Source organism: Streptomyces javensis (assembly GCF_039525925.1).
GTDB classification, from domain to species: Bacteria; Actinomycetota; Actinomycetes; order Streptomycetales; family Streptomycetaceae; genus Streptomyces; species Streptomyces asiaticus.
The window spans coordinates 19,266-35,394 of record NZ_BAAAIF010000091.1 but is presented as its reverse complement, the minus strand read 5'-3'; the positions used below and the strand labels follow the sequence as shown (position 1 = coordinate 35,394).

Below are 16,129 nucleotides of genomic sequence, written 5' to 3'. Positions count from 1 at the left end.
AACGCCCGGTTACATTCCGAACCCGGAAGCTAAGCCTTTCAGCGCCGATGGTACTGCAGGGGGGACCCTGTGGGAGAGTAGGACGCCGCCGAACAATTTTTAGCCTCGGTCCCGAGCACATAGTGCTCGGGACCGAGGCATTTTTGCGTTCCCACTCGATCGCATGTTCCACCGGATCGAGTGAAAAGGCATCAGCGCTCTGGCGCAGCGTGGCTGGGGTCACGCAGAGTAGTCAGTGAGGGCCAGTCAGATGGCCCCTGACGAGCGGTCAAGAGGCCCAAGAGACAGCGCACGTGTGCGATGGGCGTGCGGAGGGGGAGGTGATGGCCTGTGAGCATGACGGGCTGTGCGGTGAGGGGGCGTTGGGTGACGCCCCGTCCGTCCCCACCTGTTGTGATGCCGTCAGTTCCAGGACGTGGAGCCGACGGTCGGCTGGTCCTCGCCATGACCTTCTGCCGAGTTCCCCGACATCCCCGCGGCGCGGACGAGCTCCAGGTCGAGGGCCTCGCGCCGGATCCGCTGGTCCATGTAGAGGAGGGCCGTCACACCCGCGCTGATCGGGAAGGTGATGGTCGAGCTGATCACTCCGCCGACGCCGACCACGATCAGAAAGGTCCAGCCGACGGAGACAGACTCGCCGGACAGCCAGTCCATGGCGTTGTCCCCGCCGATCACCATGGCGACCAGGCTGGTGGGGATCTCGACGGTGGCGCCGACGATGAAGACCAGGACGACGGCCAGCAGTTGGATTCCGAAGACGCGTCCCCACGAGCCGCGCACCAGCTTGAAGGAGCGTCGCAGGGCCTTGATGATTCCCTGCTTCTCCAGCATCAGCGCGGGGGCCGCGAGGCTGAAACGGACCCAGAGCCAGGCGGCGACGCATGCCGCGGCGAGCCCGCCCAGAGAGGCCAGCGCGGCGCCCTCGCTCGGCACGCCCGCGACGGCCAGCAGCAGACCCGGCGTCATACCGGCGGCGATGACGGCCGCGGCGATGGCGGGGATGAGCAGGAGCAGCCCGCACAGCTGGAGGAGGTGCGGCCGGGCACCGGCCCATGCCTCCTTGGCGGACGCGTCCCGGCCCAGCACCGCGCGTGCGGCGACGACGGTCAGCAGGGCGGTGGTGACGATCGTTCCGAGGACGCCGAGCAGCAGGGTGACTCCGCTGTCCCCGAGCGTGTCGCCGACGGCGCGCAGCGCCTGCCCGACGGTGGCGTCTGGATCGTCGAGGACTTTGCTCTCGTTCCCTCGGCCGTCGTTGAACCACAGTCCCGTGGTGGCCGTGATCAGACCTTGGGTGACGATCGAGACGATCAGCGAGATGCCGAGGACCGTGCGCCAGTGGGCGCGCATGATGGCCACCGCGCCGTCCAGGATCTCGCTGACGCCCAGCGGCCGCAGCGGAATCACACCGGGGCGGGGAGCGGGCGGCTGGCGCCGGCCGGTGCCCCATCCGCCGCCACCCGGCGCGGGCGGCACCGGCGGTGGCGTGCGGCGTCCCGTCGGGGCCCAGCGGCCGGGCGGCGGCTGGCGGCGGGCCCACTGTTCGCCCCATGCCCGCTGCTCCGGGGCGGGCTGGTCGGCGGGCTCGCCCTTCTGCTGAGCGCCGTGGTCCGGTTCGTCGGAAGGGGACGATCCGGGCGGGGCCCAGCCCGGAGAGTCATTCATCGTCGCTCCGTAGGTTGTTCGTTGACCGGCCGCGGCGTGCGCGGCGGGCGGATGTCAGCCATCGTGCCACGGTGCGTTCCACCCCGTACCGGTCACCGAGGGCGGCCCGGCACTTCAATAGTCGGTGGCGCACAAGGCAAACTGGGCGGATGGCTGATCAGCATCCGGTGTCCCCGGAAGGCTCCATACCTCCCGCCGCCCTGGCACTGCGTTGGGAGGAGCCCCCGGAGGGGCCCGTACTGGTACTTCTCGACCAGACCCGGCTGCCCGCCGAAGAGGTCGATCTGGTGTGCACCGATGTGCCGGCGCTGGTGGAGGCGATCCGCTCCCTCGCCGTGCGCGGCGCCCCGCTGCTCGGCCTCGCCGGGGCGTATGGGATCGCGCTCGCCGCGGCCCGCGGCTTCGATGTGGACGAGGCCGCCGAATCGCTCGCCCATGCCCGTCCCACGGCCGTCAACCTCGCCTATGGGGTCCGGCGGGCCGTCGCCGCGTATCACGCCGCGCTCCGGGATGACGCGGACGACGCCCAGGCCGCCGCGGCAGCCCTCGCCGAGGCCCGTGTTCTGCATCGGGAGGATGCCGAGGCCAGCGAGCGTATGGCGGCTCATGGTCAGGCGCTCCTCGAAGAGCTGCTGCCTGCCGGGGGTCATCGGATCCTCACCCACTGCAACACCGGTGCCCTGGTCTCCGGAGGCGAGGGGACCGCCCTGGCCGTGGTCAAGTCGGTGCACCGGGCGGGACAGCTGCGGCGGCTCTGGGTGGACGAGACCCGGCCCCTGCTCCAGGGGGCGCGATTGACCGCGTACGAGGCGGCGCGCGCCGGTATGGCGTACACGCTGCTCGCCGACAACGCGGCGGGCTCGCTCTTCGCGGCCGGTGAGGTGGACGCGGTGCTGATCGGTGCGGACCGGATCGCCGCGGACGGCTCGGTGGCCAACAAGGTGGGCAGTTATCCGCTCGCGGTGCTGGCCCGCTACCACCATGTGCCATTCGTGGTGGTCGCCCCTACGACCACGCTGGACCCGGCCACTCCCGACGGAGCCGCGATCGAGGTCGAACAGCGCCCTGGACATGAAGTGACAGACATCACAATTCCGTATGTTCCCCTCCCCGGGCAGGAGGCGGGCACCGGAGTGCCGGTCGCTCCGCTGGGCACACAGGCCCACAATCCGGCCTTCGACGTCACACCGCCGGAGTTGGTGACGGCGATCGTCACCGAGGACGGCGTGATTTCCCCGGTCACAGCGGACGGTATCGCCGAGCTGTGGGCCAGGTCACGATCGGGTAATGGGATGATGTCGATATGAAGGGACGCGTCCTTGTCGTCGACGACGACACCGCACTGGCAGAGATGCTCGGCATCGTGCTGCGCGGCGAAGGCTTTGAACCGTCGTTCGTGTCGGACGGCGACAAGGCTCTTGCCGCCTTCCGCGAGACCAAGCCCGATCTTGTGCTGCTCGATCTGATGCTGCCCGGACGGGACGGCATCGAGGTCTGTCGGCTGATCCGGGCCGAGTCCGGGGTGCCGATCGTCATGCTCACGGCCAAGAGCGACACGGTCGACGTGGTGGTCGGGCTCGAGTCCGGGGCGGATGACTACATCGTCAAGCCGTTCAAGCCGAAGGAGCTGGTGGCCCGGATCCGGGCGCGGCTGAGGCGTTCCGAGGAGCCGGCGCCGGAGCAGTTGGCCATCGGCGATCTGGTGATCGACGTGGCGGGGCACTCGGTGAAGCGGGACGGCCAGTCGATAGCGCTGACGCCGCTGGAGTTCGATCTTCTGGTGGCGCTGGCCCGTAAGCCGTGGCAGGTGTTCACCCGTGAGGTGCTGCTGGAGCAGGTGTGGGGCTATCGGCATGCCGCCGACACCCGGCTGGTGAATGTGCATGTGCAGCGACTGCGGTCGAAGGTCGAGAAGGACCCGGAGCGGCCGGAGATCGTGGTGACCGTGCGCGGTGTCGGCTACAAGGCCGGGCCCAGCTGAGATGACCGGTGGTACGGCGCCGCAGCCCGGTGGTCCGGGCGGCGGGGCTCCGGAGGGTGCCCGGATGGGGCGGCCCGACCCGGCGGGTGAGATACCGCTGCTGCGCAGGTTGTGGAGCGGTGGGCATCTGCTGCCCGACGGGGCGTCCGGAGGGCCGGCCCACCCGGTGATCCGGCTGTTCGGCCGGTGGGTGCGCCGTCCGCTGCTGCCCGCTGCCCGGCTGTGGCGGCGGAACATCCAGCTGCGGGTGGTGGCCACCACGCTACTGATGTCGCTGGGCGTGGTGCTGCTGCTGGGCCTGGTGGTCATCGGGCAGGTGCGCAACGGTCTGCTGGATGCCAAGCGCCATGCGGCGCAGGGCCAGGCCGTCGGCGGCTTCGAGGTGGCCGAGCAGATGGCCGACCGCAAGAGCGACAACCGTGGCCAGGACGGCGCCGGGGCCGCCGCCCAGGACTCCGGTGCCTGGCTGAACGCGCTGGTGGAGCAGCTCGCCAGCGGTGGCAAGGGCGCCTATTCGGTGGTGGCGCTCAGCTCCGACTCCGGCGAGACGCCCTATGTGGCCGGCCGGGGGCCGCGAGCCTCCGGCGATGTCCAGCCGGACAGTGTGCCCGCCGATCTGCGCCGTCGGGTGGACGAGGGCCGCACCGCGCCGTACGAGCGCTACGGGAAGATCGTGCACGCGGGCTCCGGGGACTCCGAGCCCGCGCTGATCATCGGCAAGCGCCTGGACGACAACAACGGCGACGCCTACCAGCTGTACTACCTCTTCCCGTTCACCCAGGAGGAGAAGTCCCTGAGCCTGGTCAAGGGCACCCTGGCCACGGCCGGGGTGTTCGTGGTGGTGCTGCTCGGGGCCATCGCCTGGGTGGTGGTCCGGCAGGTCGTGACGCCCGTAAGGATGGCGGCGGGGATCTCCGAGCGGCTGGCGGCCGGACTGCTCCAGGAGCGGATGAAGGTCACCGGGGAGGACGACATCGCCCGGCTGGGTGAGTCGTTCAACAAGATGGCCCAGAACCTCCAGCTCAAGATCCAGCAGCTGGAGGAGCTCTCCCGGATGCAGCGCCGCTTCGTCTCCGATGTCTCCCATGAGCTGCGCACCCCGCTGACGACCGTAAGGATGGCGGCGGACGTCATCCATGAGGCGCGTGAGGACTTCGATCCGATCACCGCGCGCTCGGCCGAGCTGCTGTGGGGGCAGGTCGACCGCTTCGAGTCGCTGCTCAGCGATCTGCTGGAGATCAGCCGGTTCGACGCGGGCGCGGCCGCGCTGGAGGCCGAGCCGATCGACCTGCGCGATGTGGTGCACCGGGTGGTCGACGGGGCCGAGCCGCTCGCCGAGGCCAAGGGCACCCGGATCCTGGTGCGGGGCGCCGAGGCGCCGGTGATCGCCGAGGCGGACCCCCGTCGCGTCGAGCGGGTGCTGCGGAATCTGGTGGTCAACGCCGTGGAGCACGGCGAGGGCCGCGATGTGGTCGTACGGCTCGCGACGGCGGGCGGTGCGGTGGCCGTCGCGGTGCGGGACTTCGGCGTCGGGCTGAAGCCCGGCGAGGCGACGCGGGTGTTCAACCGTTTCTGGCGGGCCGATCCGGCCCGTGCGCGCACCACCGGCGGCACCGGCCTTGGCCTGTCGATCGCGGTGGAGGACGCGCGGCTGCACGGCGGCTGGCTCCAGGCGTGGGGCGAGCCCGGTGGCGGTTCCCAGTTCCGGCTGACGCTGCCGCGCACCGCGGGCGATGTGCTGCGCGGCTCGCCGATCCCCCTGGAGCCCGAGGACTCCCGGCGCAACCGCCGTCCGAGTGATGCCGTGCCCCCGCAGGCCGCGGCGGAGCGGCTGGCGGCGGTGCCCGCGCAGCCGCGGTCCGCGCTGCCCGCCGACACGGCGGCGCCGTCCGCCGATCCGACGGCCCTGCCGGGCAATGGGTCCCGGGTGGTGCGCGGCACCCCGGAGACGCCGTCCGACGGCCCGCGAGGCGGCCAGGAGCCGTCCGCCCGGCCGACGCCATCGAACGAAGGGGAGGGCCGCCCCCGTGGGCGCTGACCGTGCCGACCGTCGCCGTTTCCGCCGCCGTGTGCGCCGCCCGGGCGGCCGGGGCCTGAGCGCACCCGTGCTGCTGGCCTGTGGCGCCCTGGTGCTGTCCGGCTGTGCCTCGATGCCCGACAGCGGCGATGTGCGGCGGGTGGACTCCTCACCGCGCTCCGACGTCGACTCGCAGGTGCGGGTGTACGGGGTGAGCCCGGGCAAGGGCGAGCAGCCCGCTGAGCTGGTCTCCGGCTTCCTGGAGGCCACGACGAGCGACGAGGAGAACTTCGGTACGGCGAAGGAGTACCTGACCAAGAGCGCGGTCAAGCGGTGGCAGCCCTTCGCGGCCACCACTGTGCTGGAGCAGGCGCCTGACGTGCGGGTGGAGACGGACCCGGGCGACCGGGACGGCAACGGTAAGACGGTCGTGCTGTCGGGCAAGCGGATCGCCCTCGTGGACGAGACCCATGCCTACAAGCCCGATGAGCAGCCGTACGAGGAGCGCATCCATCTCACGCTGAGCGGTTCCGAGTGGCGGATCGACGGGCCGCCGCGGGGGCTGATCCTGGGCGAGTCCGACTTCCAGCGCATCTACCGCTCGGTCAACAAGTACTACTTCGCCGAGCTCGGCCCGGACGCCGAGGATTCGAAGGCCGGGGACAACGTGCTGGTGGCCGATCCGGTGTATGTGCGGCGCCGTATCGACCCGGTGACCGCGACCGTCAAGGCGCTGCTGGACGGCCCGACGGGGTGGCTCGAGCCGGTGGTCAGCAGCTCCTTCCCGCGCGGTGCGGCACTGGGCCGCCGGGACGAGCGGCTGTCGCTGGACGACTCGAACGCGCTGAAGATCCGGCTGAACGAACGGGCCGCGCGGATCAGCGCGGCGCGGTGTGCCCGGATGGCGGCGCAGACGCTGTTCACGGTCCAGGATCTGGGCGAGGGATCGTCCCAGGTCAGCGCGGTGCGGCTGGAGCGGCAGAACGGTTCCGAGCTATGTGCCCTCTCCAGTGACGCCGCGCGGGCCTACGCCCCGGACGGGGTCGAGGGCCATCCGCGGCACCAGTACTTCGTGGACTCCGAACACCGGATGGTCCGGCTGTCCGACGACGAGGACCGGCCACAGCCGGTTCCGGGGCCGTTCGGCACCGATGACGCCGGACTGGGCTCGGTGGCGGTCTCCCGCGACGAGCGGGACGCGGCGGGGGTCACCGCCGACGGCTCGGCGCTGTATGTGACCGAGCTCGCGTCGGACGCCGACCGCGGCAAGGTGCGGGTGCGCAGCCGGGGCGGCAGCGTGGAGCACGGTCTGACGGCGCCGAGCTGGGACGGGCTGGGCGGTCTGTGGGTGGCCGACCGGGATCCGCGGCAGCCGAGGCTGCTGCGGCTGCGGGGCGGCACCGGACCGGCGGACGAGGTGCGGCTGCCCGGGCTGGACGGTGGCCGGATCACGGCGCTGCGGGTGTCCGCGGACGGCTCCAGGATCGCGATGCTGGTCAGGCGGTCCGGCCACACCACGCTGCGGCTCGGCCGGATCGAGCGGCGGGGCACCGCGGACGCCCCGAAGTTGTCGGTCGGGGCGCTGCGGGCGGTCGCGCCGAAGCTGGAGGACGTGGACACCTTCTCCTGGGCCGGGGACAGCCGGCTGGTGGTCGCGGGCCGGGAGTCGGACGGGGTGCAGCAGCTCCAGTACGTGGAGTCGGACGGCTCCCCGGCGAACGTCCCGGAGGTGCCGGGGCCGAACGGTGTGCAGTCGATCGGCGCCTCGGAGGACCAGACCCGCCCGCTGATCGCCGAGACCAGGGAGAACGGCATCGTCCGGCTGCTGCCGAACACCGACTGGAAGACCGTGGACCAGGACGGCTCGGCTCCGGTCTACCCCGGCTAGGTCCGCTCGGTCAGCTCCAGGTCTGCCCCGACCGGGTCTGCCCCGGCTTCTTAGGCCAGGACACCGATCGGGGGTGGCTGGTTGTCCACATGTGCGCGGTTGTCCACAAGGGGTGGCGCGGTGGCCTGACCACCGGGACAGTGGTGTTCATGCGGGGTTGGTGGCAGGAGATCTCTGACCTGGTGCTGCCGGCTGACTGCGCCGGATGCGGTCGGCCGGGCGGCACGCTGTGCGGTCGTTGTCGTGGAGCGCTGCGGGGGACCGGGGCGCGCCGGGTGGAGCCGAGCCCGGCGCCGCCGGGGCTGCCGGTGGTCCATGCGGCGGTGGATTACGTGGACGAGGCGCGGGCGGTGCTGCTCGCGCACAAGGAGCGGGGAGCGCTCCGGCTGGCGCGGCCGCTGGGCGAGGCGCTGGCGAGAGCCGTGCGGGCGGCCTGCCCCGGCGGCGGGCCCGGCGCGGGGCCCCGGGTGCGGGCGGCCGTGGGACCGGGCGCGGTATGCGGGGCGAGACCGGGTACGGGATCCGGGATGAGACCAGGAGCCGGATCAGGTACGAGACCGGGCGCCGGATGCGGTAAGAGATCCGGTGCCGGACCGGGGGTGAGACCCCGCGGAGGGCCGTTGCTGCTGGTGCCGGTGCCGTCGGCCCGGCGCTCGGTGGGCGCCCGGGGGCATGACCCGGCCCGGCGGATCGCGCTCGCCGCGGCGGGCGTGCTGCGCGCCGACGGGCGCCCGGCGAGGGTCCCGGCCGTGCTGTGTCAGCGGCGCCGGGTGACCGACCAGTCGGGGCTGGACGCGCGGCAGCGGCGGGCGAATGTGACCGGGGCGCTGGGGACGGTCCCCGGCGGCGGACGGCTACTGGTGGCGGGCCCGGTAGTGGTGGTGGACGATCTGATGACCACAGGAGCCTCGCTCGCGGAGGCGGCGCGTGCGGTGACGGCGGCCGGAGGGCTGGTCATCGGCGCGGCCGTGGTCGCAGCACCCCTCACGGCCACCAACCGGAACTGATTACGAGGCCACATCGTTGCAGGCGGTAAGCGTGGCAAAGCACCTGATCGGAGGTACGGGCCGGTAGGGGGTGCCGACTTCCGACCGGTCGAGCTATGTTCGGTTGTGAGGAATGGCGGGTGCTATGACTCACTCATCCGCTTGGCGTGTTTTGCCTGCATTCTGGTGAGGCTTGGAACAAACGGGATTGAGATCGTCTCCGTGGGAAGGAGGAGTCGAAAGCGCCAAGCCGGTGGCTCCGGAAGACGCCGGAGCCAAGTGCACAAGGGATGACGCTCCGATACTGACTGGAGCTACCCGGGAACGGAGTTCTGCGTGGACATCGTCGTCAAGGGCCGTAAAACTGAGGTGCCCGAGCGGTTCCGGAAGCACGTGGCCGAGAAGCTGAAGCTGGATAAGATCCAGAAGCTCGACGGCAAGGTGATCAGCCTCGACGTCGAGGTGTCCAAGGAGCACAACCCGCGGCAGTCCGACCGCGCCGACCGGGTGGAGATCACGCTCCGCTCGCGGGGCCCGGTGATCCGGGCGGAGGCCGCCGCGGCCGATCCGTACGCAGCGCTGGACCTGGCGGCCAGCAAGCTGGAGGCACGGATGCGCAAGCAGCACGACAAGCGCCATACGCGCCGTGGCAACGGTCGCATTCCGGCCAGCGACGTGGCCATCACCGTGCCCAACGCGGCGCGCATCAACGGGCATGGGGATATCGCACCGCAGCGCACGACGGAGACCGTCCCCACCACCCGGATGGGCCCCCTGGAGGTCCAGGGCGAGGGCCCCCTGGTGGTCCGGGAGAAGACTCACGCCGCGGCTCCCATGACGCTCGACCAGGCTCTCTACGAGATGGAGCTGGTCGGGCACGACTTCTATCTGTTCGTCGACTCCGACACCAATCGACCCAGTGTCGTCTACCGGCGGCATGGCTATGACTACGGGGTGATTCATCTTCAGCCGGAAGCGTTCGTCGGAGAGGCAGCCGGCGGCGCCGGAGGCGCACTCGGTGGCTGACCGAGAAATTCAGCCGAATCCAGCCTGACACGTAAGTGGTGCCCCGGAGCGTCTGCGCCCCCCGGGGCACCTCCGTGCGACCACGGCGGGACCATTCCGCCGTCCGGGCATGAAATCATGGCCCGGCGGCCAACCGGTGTACCGAAAGCACCGGTTGACGCCAGACCGAGTGCACCCAGGGCGCGGACCGAAAGGCCATGGCCTTCAGGGGGAGGAACGATGGCGGACAGCTTCGGGCCCGTGTCCGACGCCGGCGAAGACCATGGCGTCGGTCCGGACGGGGGCGAGCCGCGCGGCGAACCGCGCAAGGAGCCGATTCGGGTCCTCGTCGTGGACGACCACGCGCTCTTCCGGCGTGGATTGGAGATCGTCCTGGCCCAGGAGGAGGACATCCAGGTCGTCGGCGAGGCGGGGGACGGGGCCGAGGCCGTGGACAAGGCGGCGGATCTGCTGCCGGACATCGTCCTGATGGATGTGCGGATGCCCAAGCGCGGGGGGATCGAGGCATGCACCGCCATCAAGGAGGTGGCACCCAGCGCCAAGATCATCATGCTGACGATCAGCGATGAGGAAGCCGATCTCTACGACGCGATCAAGGCGGGGGCCACGGGCTATCTGCTGAAGGAGATCTCGACCGACGAGGTCTCGACCGCGATCCGGGCGGTGGCGGACGGCCAGTCGCAGATCAGCCCGTCGATGGCGGCCAAGCTGCTGACCGAGTTCAAGTCGATGATCCAGCGCACCGACGAGCGACGGCTGGTGCCCGCGCCTAGGCTCACCGACCGGGAGCTGGAGGTGCTCAAGCTGGTGGCGACCGGAATGAACAACCGGGATATCGCCAAGGAGCTGTTCATCAGCGAGAACACCGTGAAGAACCACGTGCGCAACATTCTGGAGAAATTGCAGCTGCACTCCAGGATGGAGGCCGTGGTGTATGCGATGCGGGAGAAGATCCTCGAGATCAGGTGAGGGTTTCGCCTCGGCCTCGCCCCGGGAGCCCGACCCCGATGCCCGGAAGCCGGGCCCGGAAGTCCGAGGTCCGGAAGCCGGGGCCGGAAACCCGAGGCCCGAGCCCGGACCCCGGGGCCGAGCCCCGGGTGAGCCGAGGTCGGGTCAGGCGGCCGCCGCCGAGACCGCCGCCGCGAGCGGTGCGGCCAGCTCCGGGCGGTCCACGCGCTCGACCCGCACGGCGTCACAGCCCACCCATGTGGCCGCCTCCCGCAGTGCCTGCGCCATGGGGGCCACGGCCTTCGGCGACTCCAGGGAGACCTGCCGGGCGACCAGGATCGTCCCCTCCCGGGCCGGATCGACCCGCCCCAGCAGCTGGCCGCCGGACAGCAGCGGCATGGCGAAGTAGCCGTAGACCCGCTTGGGCCTGGGCACATACGCCTCCAGCCGATGGCTGAAGCCGAAGATCCGCTCGGTGCGCGCCCGGTCCCATATCAGCGAGTCGAACGGCGACAGCAGAGTGGTGCGGTGCCGGCCGCGCGGCGGGGTGGCCAGCGCCTCCGGGTCCGCCCAGGCCGGTTTGTCCCAGCCCTCGACCGCCACCGGCACCAGCCCCGAGTCCGCGATCACCGCCGCCACCTGCTCGCCCTTGAGCCGGTGGTAGTCGGCGATGTCCGCCCGCGTGCCCACGCCCAGGGACTGCCCGGCCAGCCGGACCAGCCGGCGCAGACACTCCAGGTCGTCCAGGTCGTCATGGAGCAGGGCATCCGGCACGGCGCGCTCCGCCAGGTCGTACACCCGCTTCCAGCCGCGCCGCTCGACGCACACCACCTCGCCGAACATCAGCGCCCGCTCGACCGCGATCTTCGCCGCCGACCAGTCCCACCACGGCCCGCCGTTCTTGGCCCCGCCCAGCTCCGTCGCGGTCAGCGGGCCCTCCGCGCGCAGCTGCTTCACCACCGTCTCGTACACCCCGTCCGGCAGCTCGTGGTTCCAGTGCGGCCGGAGGCGGTAGGCGCGGCGCCGGAAGGCGAAGTGCGGCCACTCCTCGATCGGCAGCACGCACGCGGCATGCGACCAGTACTCGAAGGCGTGGGTGCCGGTCCAGTACGCCGACTCGACCGTCTTACGGCCGACCGCGCCCAGCCGTGCGTACGGAATCAGCTCATGGGAGCGGGCCAGCACCGAGATCGTGTCGAGCTGCACCGCGCCCAGGTGGCGCAGCACACCCCGCACCCCGCCACGCCGGTCGGGGGCGCCCAGCAGCCCCTGGGCGCGCAGCGCTATCCGGCGCGCCTCGTCGGCGGAGAGGGTGGCCTCGGGCGTGCGGTCCACGGCGGACCCGGCGGCGGCGTTCGTCATGCGCGCCACCGTAGTAGCACCCACTGACAACGCCGCCGACGCCGCCGACGCCGCTCGCGCACGCACCCGCCGGATGCCCCAGGCCCTCGTACCGCCGACGCCGCCCTCAGGAGACCGACGGGCGCCCTCAGGGGGACCGACGCCGCCCTCAGGCGACCGACGGCGCCGTGGACGCCCGGCCGGACGCCTCCGGCTCCCGGGGCGCGTTGGCCGCCACGGACGCCTTGGCGGGCAGATACGGCGTCGTCGACGGCAGCCCCCAGTCGGATGGCAGCAGCGCGCCCCGCCAGGCGTCCCGCCGGGTCCCCTGGTGGACGATCCGGGCGCGGTCCGTCCCCTCCATCCGGAAGCCCACCCCGAGGGCGACCGCCCGCGAGCCCTCGTTCCCGGCCTCGCTGCACCACTCCAGGCGCTCCACCCCGAGCCGGGTGAACGCCCACTCGATCACGGCCCGCGCCGCCTCACCCGTATAGCCGCGCCGCCGCTGCTCGCGCGCCGTCCAGTAGCCCAGCTCGGCCTGGTGCTCGGGGGAGCGCAGATGGGCCAGCCGGACCAGGCCCATGGCGCCGACGAGCGCGCCGTCACTCCTGGTGACCACCGCGAAGTCGTAGGTCACGTCGTCCCGCCAGTTCTTGGGGCAGATCCGGCCGGTGAAGTCCTCCGCGTGCGCGCGTTCGTACGGGGAGGGCACGCTGGTCCATCGCTGGATGTCCGGGTCCTGACAAGCGGCGAAGACCGCGTCCGTGTCGGAGGGGCGGAAGGGGCGCAGTACCAGGCGCTCGGTGGTGAGGGTGACAGGCTCCATGCGATCCGAGTCTGCGCCGCCGTCGTCACTCACCGCGAGCGGTTTCGGCGAATTGGAGGGCACCTGGGGAGCCCCTCGGGCGTTGACACGGTGAGGTGACATCCGGTCCTCGTGGTGACGGACCTCCCGGCGTGCCGGGGTCTGTCTTACGATGGCCGTTGCGGCGGGGCCTGCGCCCCTTGACAATGCCGCGCCAGCGCACCCCGACCGTGCCAGGCCCGACCGGCAAGGAGCCAGCCTACGTGTCCGTCCTCAACAAGCTCATGCGTGCAGGCGAAGGAAAGATCCTGCGCAAGCTGCACCGCATCGCGGACCAGGTCAATTCCATCGAAGAGGACTTCCTGTCCCTCTCCGACGCCGAGCTGCGCGCCCTCACCGACGAGTACAAGCAGCGGTACGACGACGGTGAGACCCTCGACGACCTGATGCCCGAAGCGTTCGCCACGGTGCGCGAGGCGGCCAAGCGGGTGCTCGGACAGCGTCACTACGACGTCCAGCTGATGGGCGGCGCGGCGCTGCACCTCGGGTATGTCGCCGAGATGAAGACCGGTGAGGGCAAGACCCTGGTCGGCACCCTCCCGGCGTATCTGAACGCGCTGTCGGGCAAGGGCGTCCACCTCATCACGGTCAACGACTACCTGGCCGAGCGCGACTCCGAGTGGATGGGCCGGGTGCACCGGTTCCTCGGCCTGGAGGTCGGCTGCATCCTCGCCAACATGACCCCGGCGCAGCGCCGCGAGCAGTACGCGTGCGACATCACCTACGGCACCAACAACGAATTCGGCTTCGACTACCTGCGCGACAACATGGCGTGGTCGAAGGACGAGCTGGTCCAGCGCGGCCACAACTATGCGATCGTCGACGAGGTCGACTCGATCCTGGTGGACGAGGCCCGTACGCCGCTGATCATCTCCGGCCCGGCCGACCAGGCCACCAAGTGGTACGGCGACTTCGCCAAGCTGGTCACCCGGCTCACCCGGGGCCAGGCCGCCGAGCCGCAGAAGGGCGTGGAGGAGACCGGGGACTACGAGGTCGACGAGAAGAAGCGCACCGTCGGCATCCATGAGTCCGGGGTCACCAAGGTCGAGGACTGGCTGGGGATCGACAACCTCTACGAGTCGGTCAACACCCCGCTGGTCGGCTACCTCAACAACGCGATCAAGGCCAAGGAGCTGTTCAAGAACGACAAGGACTACGTCGTCATGGACGGCGAAGTCATGATCGTCGACGAGCACACCGGCCGTATCCTCGCGGGCCGCCGCTACAACGAGGGCATGCACCAGGCCATCGAGGCGAAGGAGGGGGTGGAGATCAAGGACGAGAACCAGACGCTCGCCACGATCACCCTCCAGAACTTCTTCCGCCTCTACGACAAGCTCTCCGGCATGACCGGTACGGCGATGACCGAGGCCGCCGAGTTCCACCAGATCTACAAGCTCGGCGTGGTCCCGATCCCGACCCACCGCCCCCTCGCCCGGCTGGACCAGTCCGACCTGATCTACCGCACCGAGGTCGCGAAGTTCGACGCGGTGGTCGAGGACATCGTCGAGAAGCACGCCAAGGGCCAGCCGGTCCTGGTCGGCACGACCTCCGTGGAGAAGTCCGAGTACCTCTCCCAGCAGCTCGCCAAGCGCGGGGTGCCGCATGAGGTGCTCAACGCCAAGCAGCACGACCGGGAGGCGACGATCGTCGCCCAGGCCGGCCGTAAGGGCGCCGTGACGGTCGCCACCAACATGGCGGGCCGCGGTACCGACATCAAGCTCGGTGGCAACCCCGACGACCTCGCCGAGGCCGAGCTGCGCCAGCGCGGTCTGGACCCGGTGGAGCACTCCGAGGAGTGGGCCGCCGCGCTGCCCGCCGCCCTGGAGAAGGCCGAGGCCGCGGTGAAGGCCGAGTTCGAGGAGGTCAAGGAGCTCGGCGGGCTGTATGTGCTGGGCACCGAGCGCCATGAGTCGCGCCGGATCGACAACCAGCTGCGCGGCCGCTCCGGCCGTCAGGGCGACCCCGGCGAGTCCCGCTTCTACCTCTCCCTCGGTGACGACCTGATGCGGCTGTTCAAGGCGCAGATGGTCGAGCGCGTCATGGCGATGGCGAACGTCCCGGACGACGTCCCGATCGAGAACAAGATGGTCACGCGGGCCATCGCCTCCGCCCAGTCGCAGGTCGAGCAGCAGAACTTCGAGACCCGTAAGAACGTCCTGAAGTACGACGAGGTCCTCAACCGCCAGCGCGAGGTCATCTACGGCGAGCGCCGCCGCGTCCTGGAGGGCGAGGACCTTCAGGACCAGGTCGGCCACTTCATGAACGACACCATCGAGGCCTATGTGCGGGCGGAGACGGTCGAGGGCTTCGCCGAGGAGTGGGACCTGGACCGGCTGTGGAACGCCTTCAAGCAGCTCTACCCGGTCAGCGTGACCATCGAGGAGCTGGAGGAGGACGCAGGCGACCGCGCCGGGATCACCGCCGAGTTCATCGAGGAGTCCATCAAGGACGACATCCACCAGCAGTACGAGGCGCGCGAGGAGCAGCTGGGCTCCGAGATCATGCGTGAGCTGGAGCGGCGGGTCGTGCTCTCCGTCCTGGACCGCAAGTGGCGCGAGCACCTCTACGAGATGGACTACCTCCAGGAGGGCATCGGGCTGCGCGCGATGGCCCAGAAGGACCCGCTGGTCGAGTACCAGCGCGAGGGCTTCGACATGTTCCAGGCCATGATGGAGGGCATCAAGGAGGAGTCCGTCGGCTATCTGTTCAACCTGGAGGTCCAGGTCGAGCAGCAGGTCGAGGAGGTCCCGGTCGAGGCGGCGGAGGAGCAGGTCGCGCTCGAGAAGGACGTGCAGGACGCGGTGCCGGCGGGCGCGCCGTCCGCGGGTTCCTCGGCCCGCCCCGAGATCCGCGCCAAGGGCCTGGAGGCCCCGCAGCGGCCGGACCGGCTGCACTTCTCCGCTCCGACGGTGGACGGAGAGGGCGGTGTCGTCGAGGGCGACTTCCCCAACGGCGAGACGCCCCCGGCGCCGCGGTCGGAGGCCGACGGGCTGACGCGTGCGGAGCGGCGCAAGGCGCAGAAGGGCCGCCGCCGCAAGAAGTAGTGACCGGGCTGGGGTGAACGGGCCGGGGTGCCGCGCGGGAGCGCGGCACCCCGGCCCGTCGCGTTGCGCCGTCGCGTTGCGCCGTCGCGTTGCGCCGTCGCGTTGCGCCGTCGCGTTGCGCCGTCGCGTTGCGCCGTCGCGTTGCGCCGTCGCGTTGTGCCCGCCGCCCGGCGGGTCTGGTGGATCGGGCCGGCCCACGGTGTCGGCCCCCGGCGTCCCGGGTCCTGTGGGGGTCCGGCGGACGACGCGGCGGAGCCGCATGGCGATGCTTTCCCCTCCCCGCCCCTTCCCGTAACCAGGGGCTCCGCCCCTGGACCCCGGCGGGGGTGGGGAGCTCCGGTGGAGCCGCATACCGCTGCTGCGGG

Annotated in this window: 11 protein-coding genes and 1 rRNA gene; 9 read left to right on the top strand and 3 right to left on the bottom strand. The window is 71.1% G+C overall.

All coding sequences use genetic code 11. From position 1 onward, the window contains the following. Positions 1-94: ribosomal RNA gene (rrf, locus tag ABD329_RS43045) — 5S ribosomal RNA — on the top strand; the annotation flags it as partial. A gap of 308 nt (positions 95-402) precedes the next feature. On the opposite strand, the gene ABD329_RS43040 is transcribed toward rrf, so the two are convergent. Next, a complete protein-coding gene (locus ABD329_RS43040; RefSeq protein WP_198278041.1) occupies positions 403-1,665 on the bottom strand; it encodes a DUF7847 domain-containing protein in 1,263 nt (420 codons plus the stop codon). 149 nt (positions 1,666-1,814) lie between these two features. Between ABD329_RS43040 and mtnA the strand changes: the two genes are divergently transcribed. The 7 genes from mtnA (at position 1,815) to ABD329_RS43005 (ending at position 10,532) form a co-directional block, all read left to right on the top strand. Further along, the gene (gene mtnA, locus ABD329_RS43035; protein ID WP_198278042.1) at positions 1,815-2,972 is read left to right on the top strand and encodes an S-methyl-5-thioribose-1-phosphate isomerase; all 1,158 of its coding nucleotides are present in this window, start codon (positions 1,815-1,817) and stop codon (positions 2,970-2,972) included. Then, positions 2,969-3,646 carry a two-component system response regulator MtrA gene (gene mtrA / locus ABD329_RS43030; RefSeq protein ID WP_014061181.1) on the top strand — a complete coding sequence of 226 codons (678 nt, stop codon included), beginning with the start codon at positions 2,969-2,971 and terminating at the stop codon, positions 3,644-3,646. Before mtnA ends, mtrA begins: the two co-directional genes overlap by 4 nt. Positions 3,647-3,710: 64 nt before the next feature. Next, positions 3,711-5,684, top strand: coding sequence for an MtrAB system histidine kinase MtrB (mtrB, locus tag ABD329_RS43025; protein WP_198278043.1), 1,974 nt, complete (start codon positions 3,711-3,713; stop codon positions 5,682-5,684). Next, positions 5,674-7,551: an LpqB family beta-propeller domain-containing protein gene (locus ABD329_RS43020; RefSeq protein ID WP_198278044.1), complete on the top strand. Its 1,878-nt coding sequence runs from the start codon at positions 5,674-5,676 to the stop codon at positions 7,549-7,551. The genes mtrB and ABD329_RS43020 overlap by 11 nt, the downstream gene beginning before the upstream one ends. 149 nt (positions 7,552-7,700) lie before the next feature. After that, positions 7,701-8,558: a ComF family protein gene (locus ABD329_RS43015; protein ID WP_198278045.1), complete on the top strand. Its 858-nt coding sequence runs from the start codon at positions 7,701-7,703 to the stop codon at positions 8,556-8,558. Between the two features lie 315 nt (positions 8,559-8,873). Beyond that, positions 8,874-9,563, top strand: a complete 690-nt coding sequence (hpf, locus tag ABD329_RS43010) for a ribosome hibernation-promoting factor, HPF/YfiA family (protein WP_198278046.1) — start codon at positions 8,874-8,876, stop codon at positions 9,561-9,563. Positions 9,564-9,782: 219 nt separating this feature from the next. After that, entirely contained in the window at positions 9,783-10,532 is a 750-nt protein-coding gene (locus ABD329_RS43005; RefSeq protein WP_014061176.1) for a response regulator, read from the top strand. 144 nt (positions 10,533-10,676) lie between these two features. Here ABD329_RS43005 and ABD329_RS43000 read toward each other — a convergent pair whose 3' ends face one another. Together ABD329_RS43000 and ABD329_RS42995 are read right to left on the bottom strand one after the other, a co-directional pair. Beyond that, positions 10,677-11,873, bottom strand: a complete 1,197-nt coding sequence (locus ABD329_RS43000) for a winged helix-turn-helix domain-containing protein (RefSeq protein WP_198278047.1) — start codon at positions 11,871-11,873, stop codon at positions 10,677-10,679. Positions 11,874-12,021: 148 nt separating this feature from the next. Then, on the bottom strand, positions 12,022-12,678 hold the full coding sequence (locus tag ABD329_RS42995; protein WP_198278048.1) for a GNAT family N-acetyltransferase: 657 nt from the start codon (positions 12,676-12,678) through the stop codon (positions 12,022-12,024). 242 nt (positions 12,679-12,920) lie between these two features. Between ABD329_RS42995 and secA the strand changes: the two genes are divergently transcribed. Continuing rightward, complete coding sequence (gene secA / locus ABD329_RS42990; protein WP_198278049.1) at positions 12,921-15,764, top strand: preprotein translocase subunit SecA; 2,844 nt, start codon at positions 12,921-12,923, stop codon at positions 15,762-15,764. Positions 15,765-16,129: the final 365 nt, after the last annotated feature.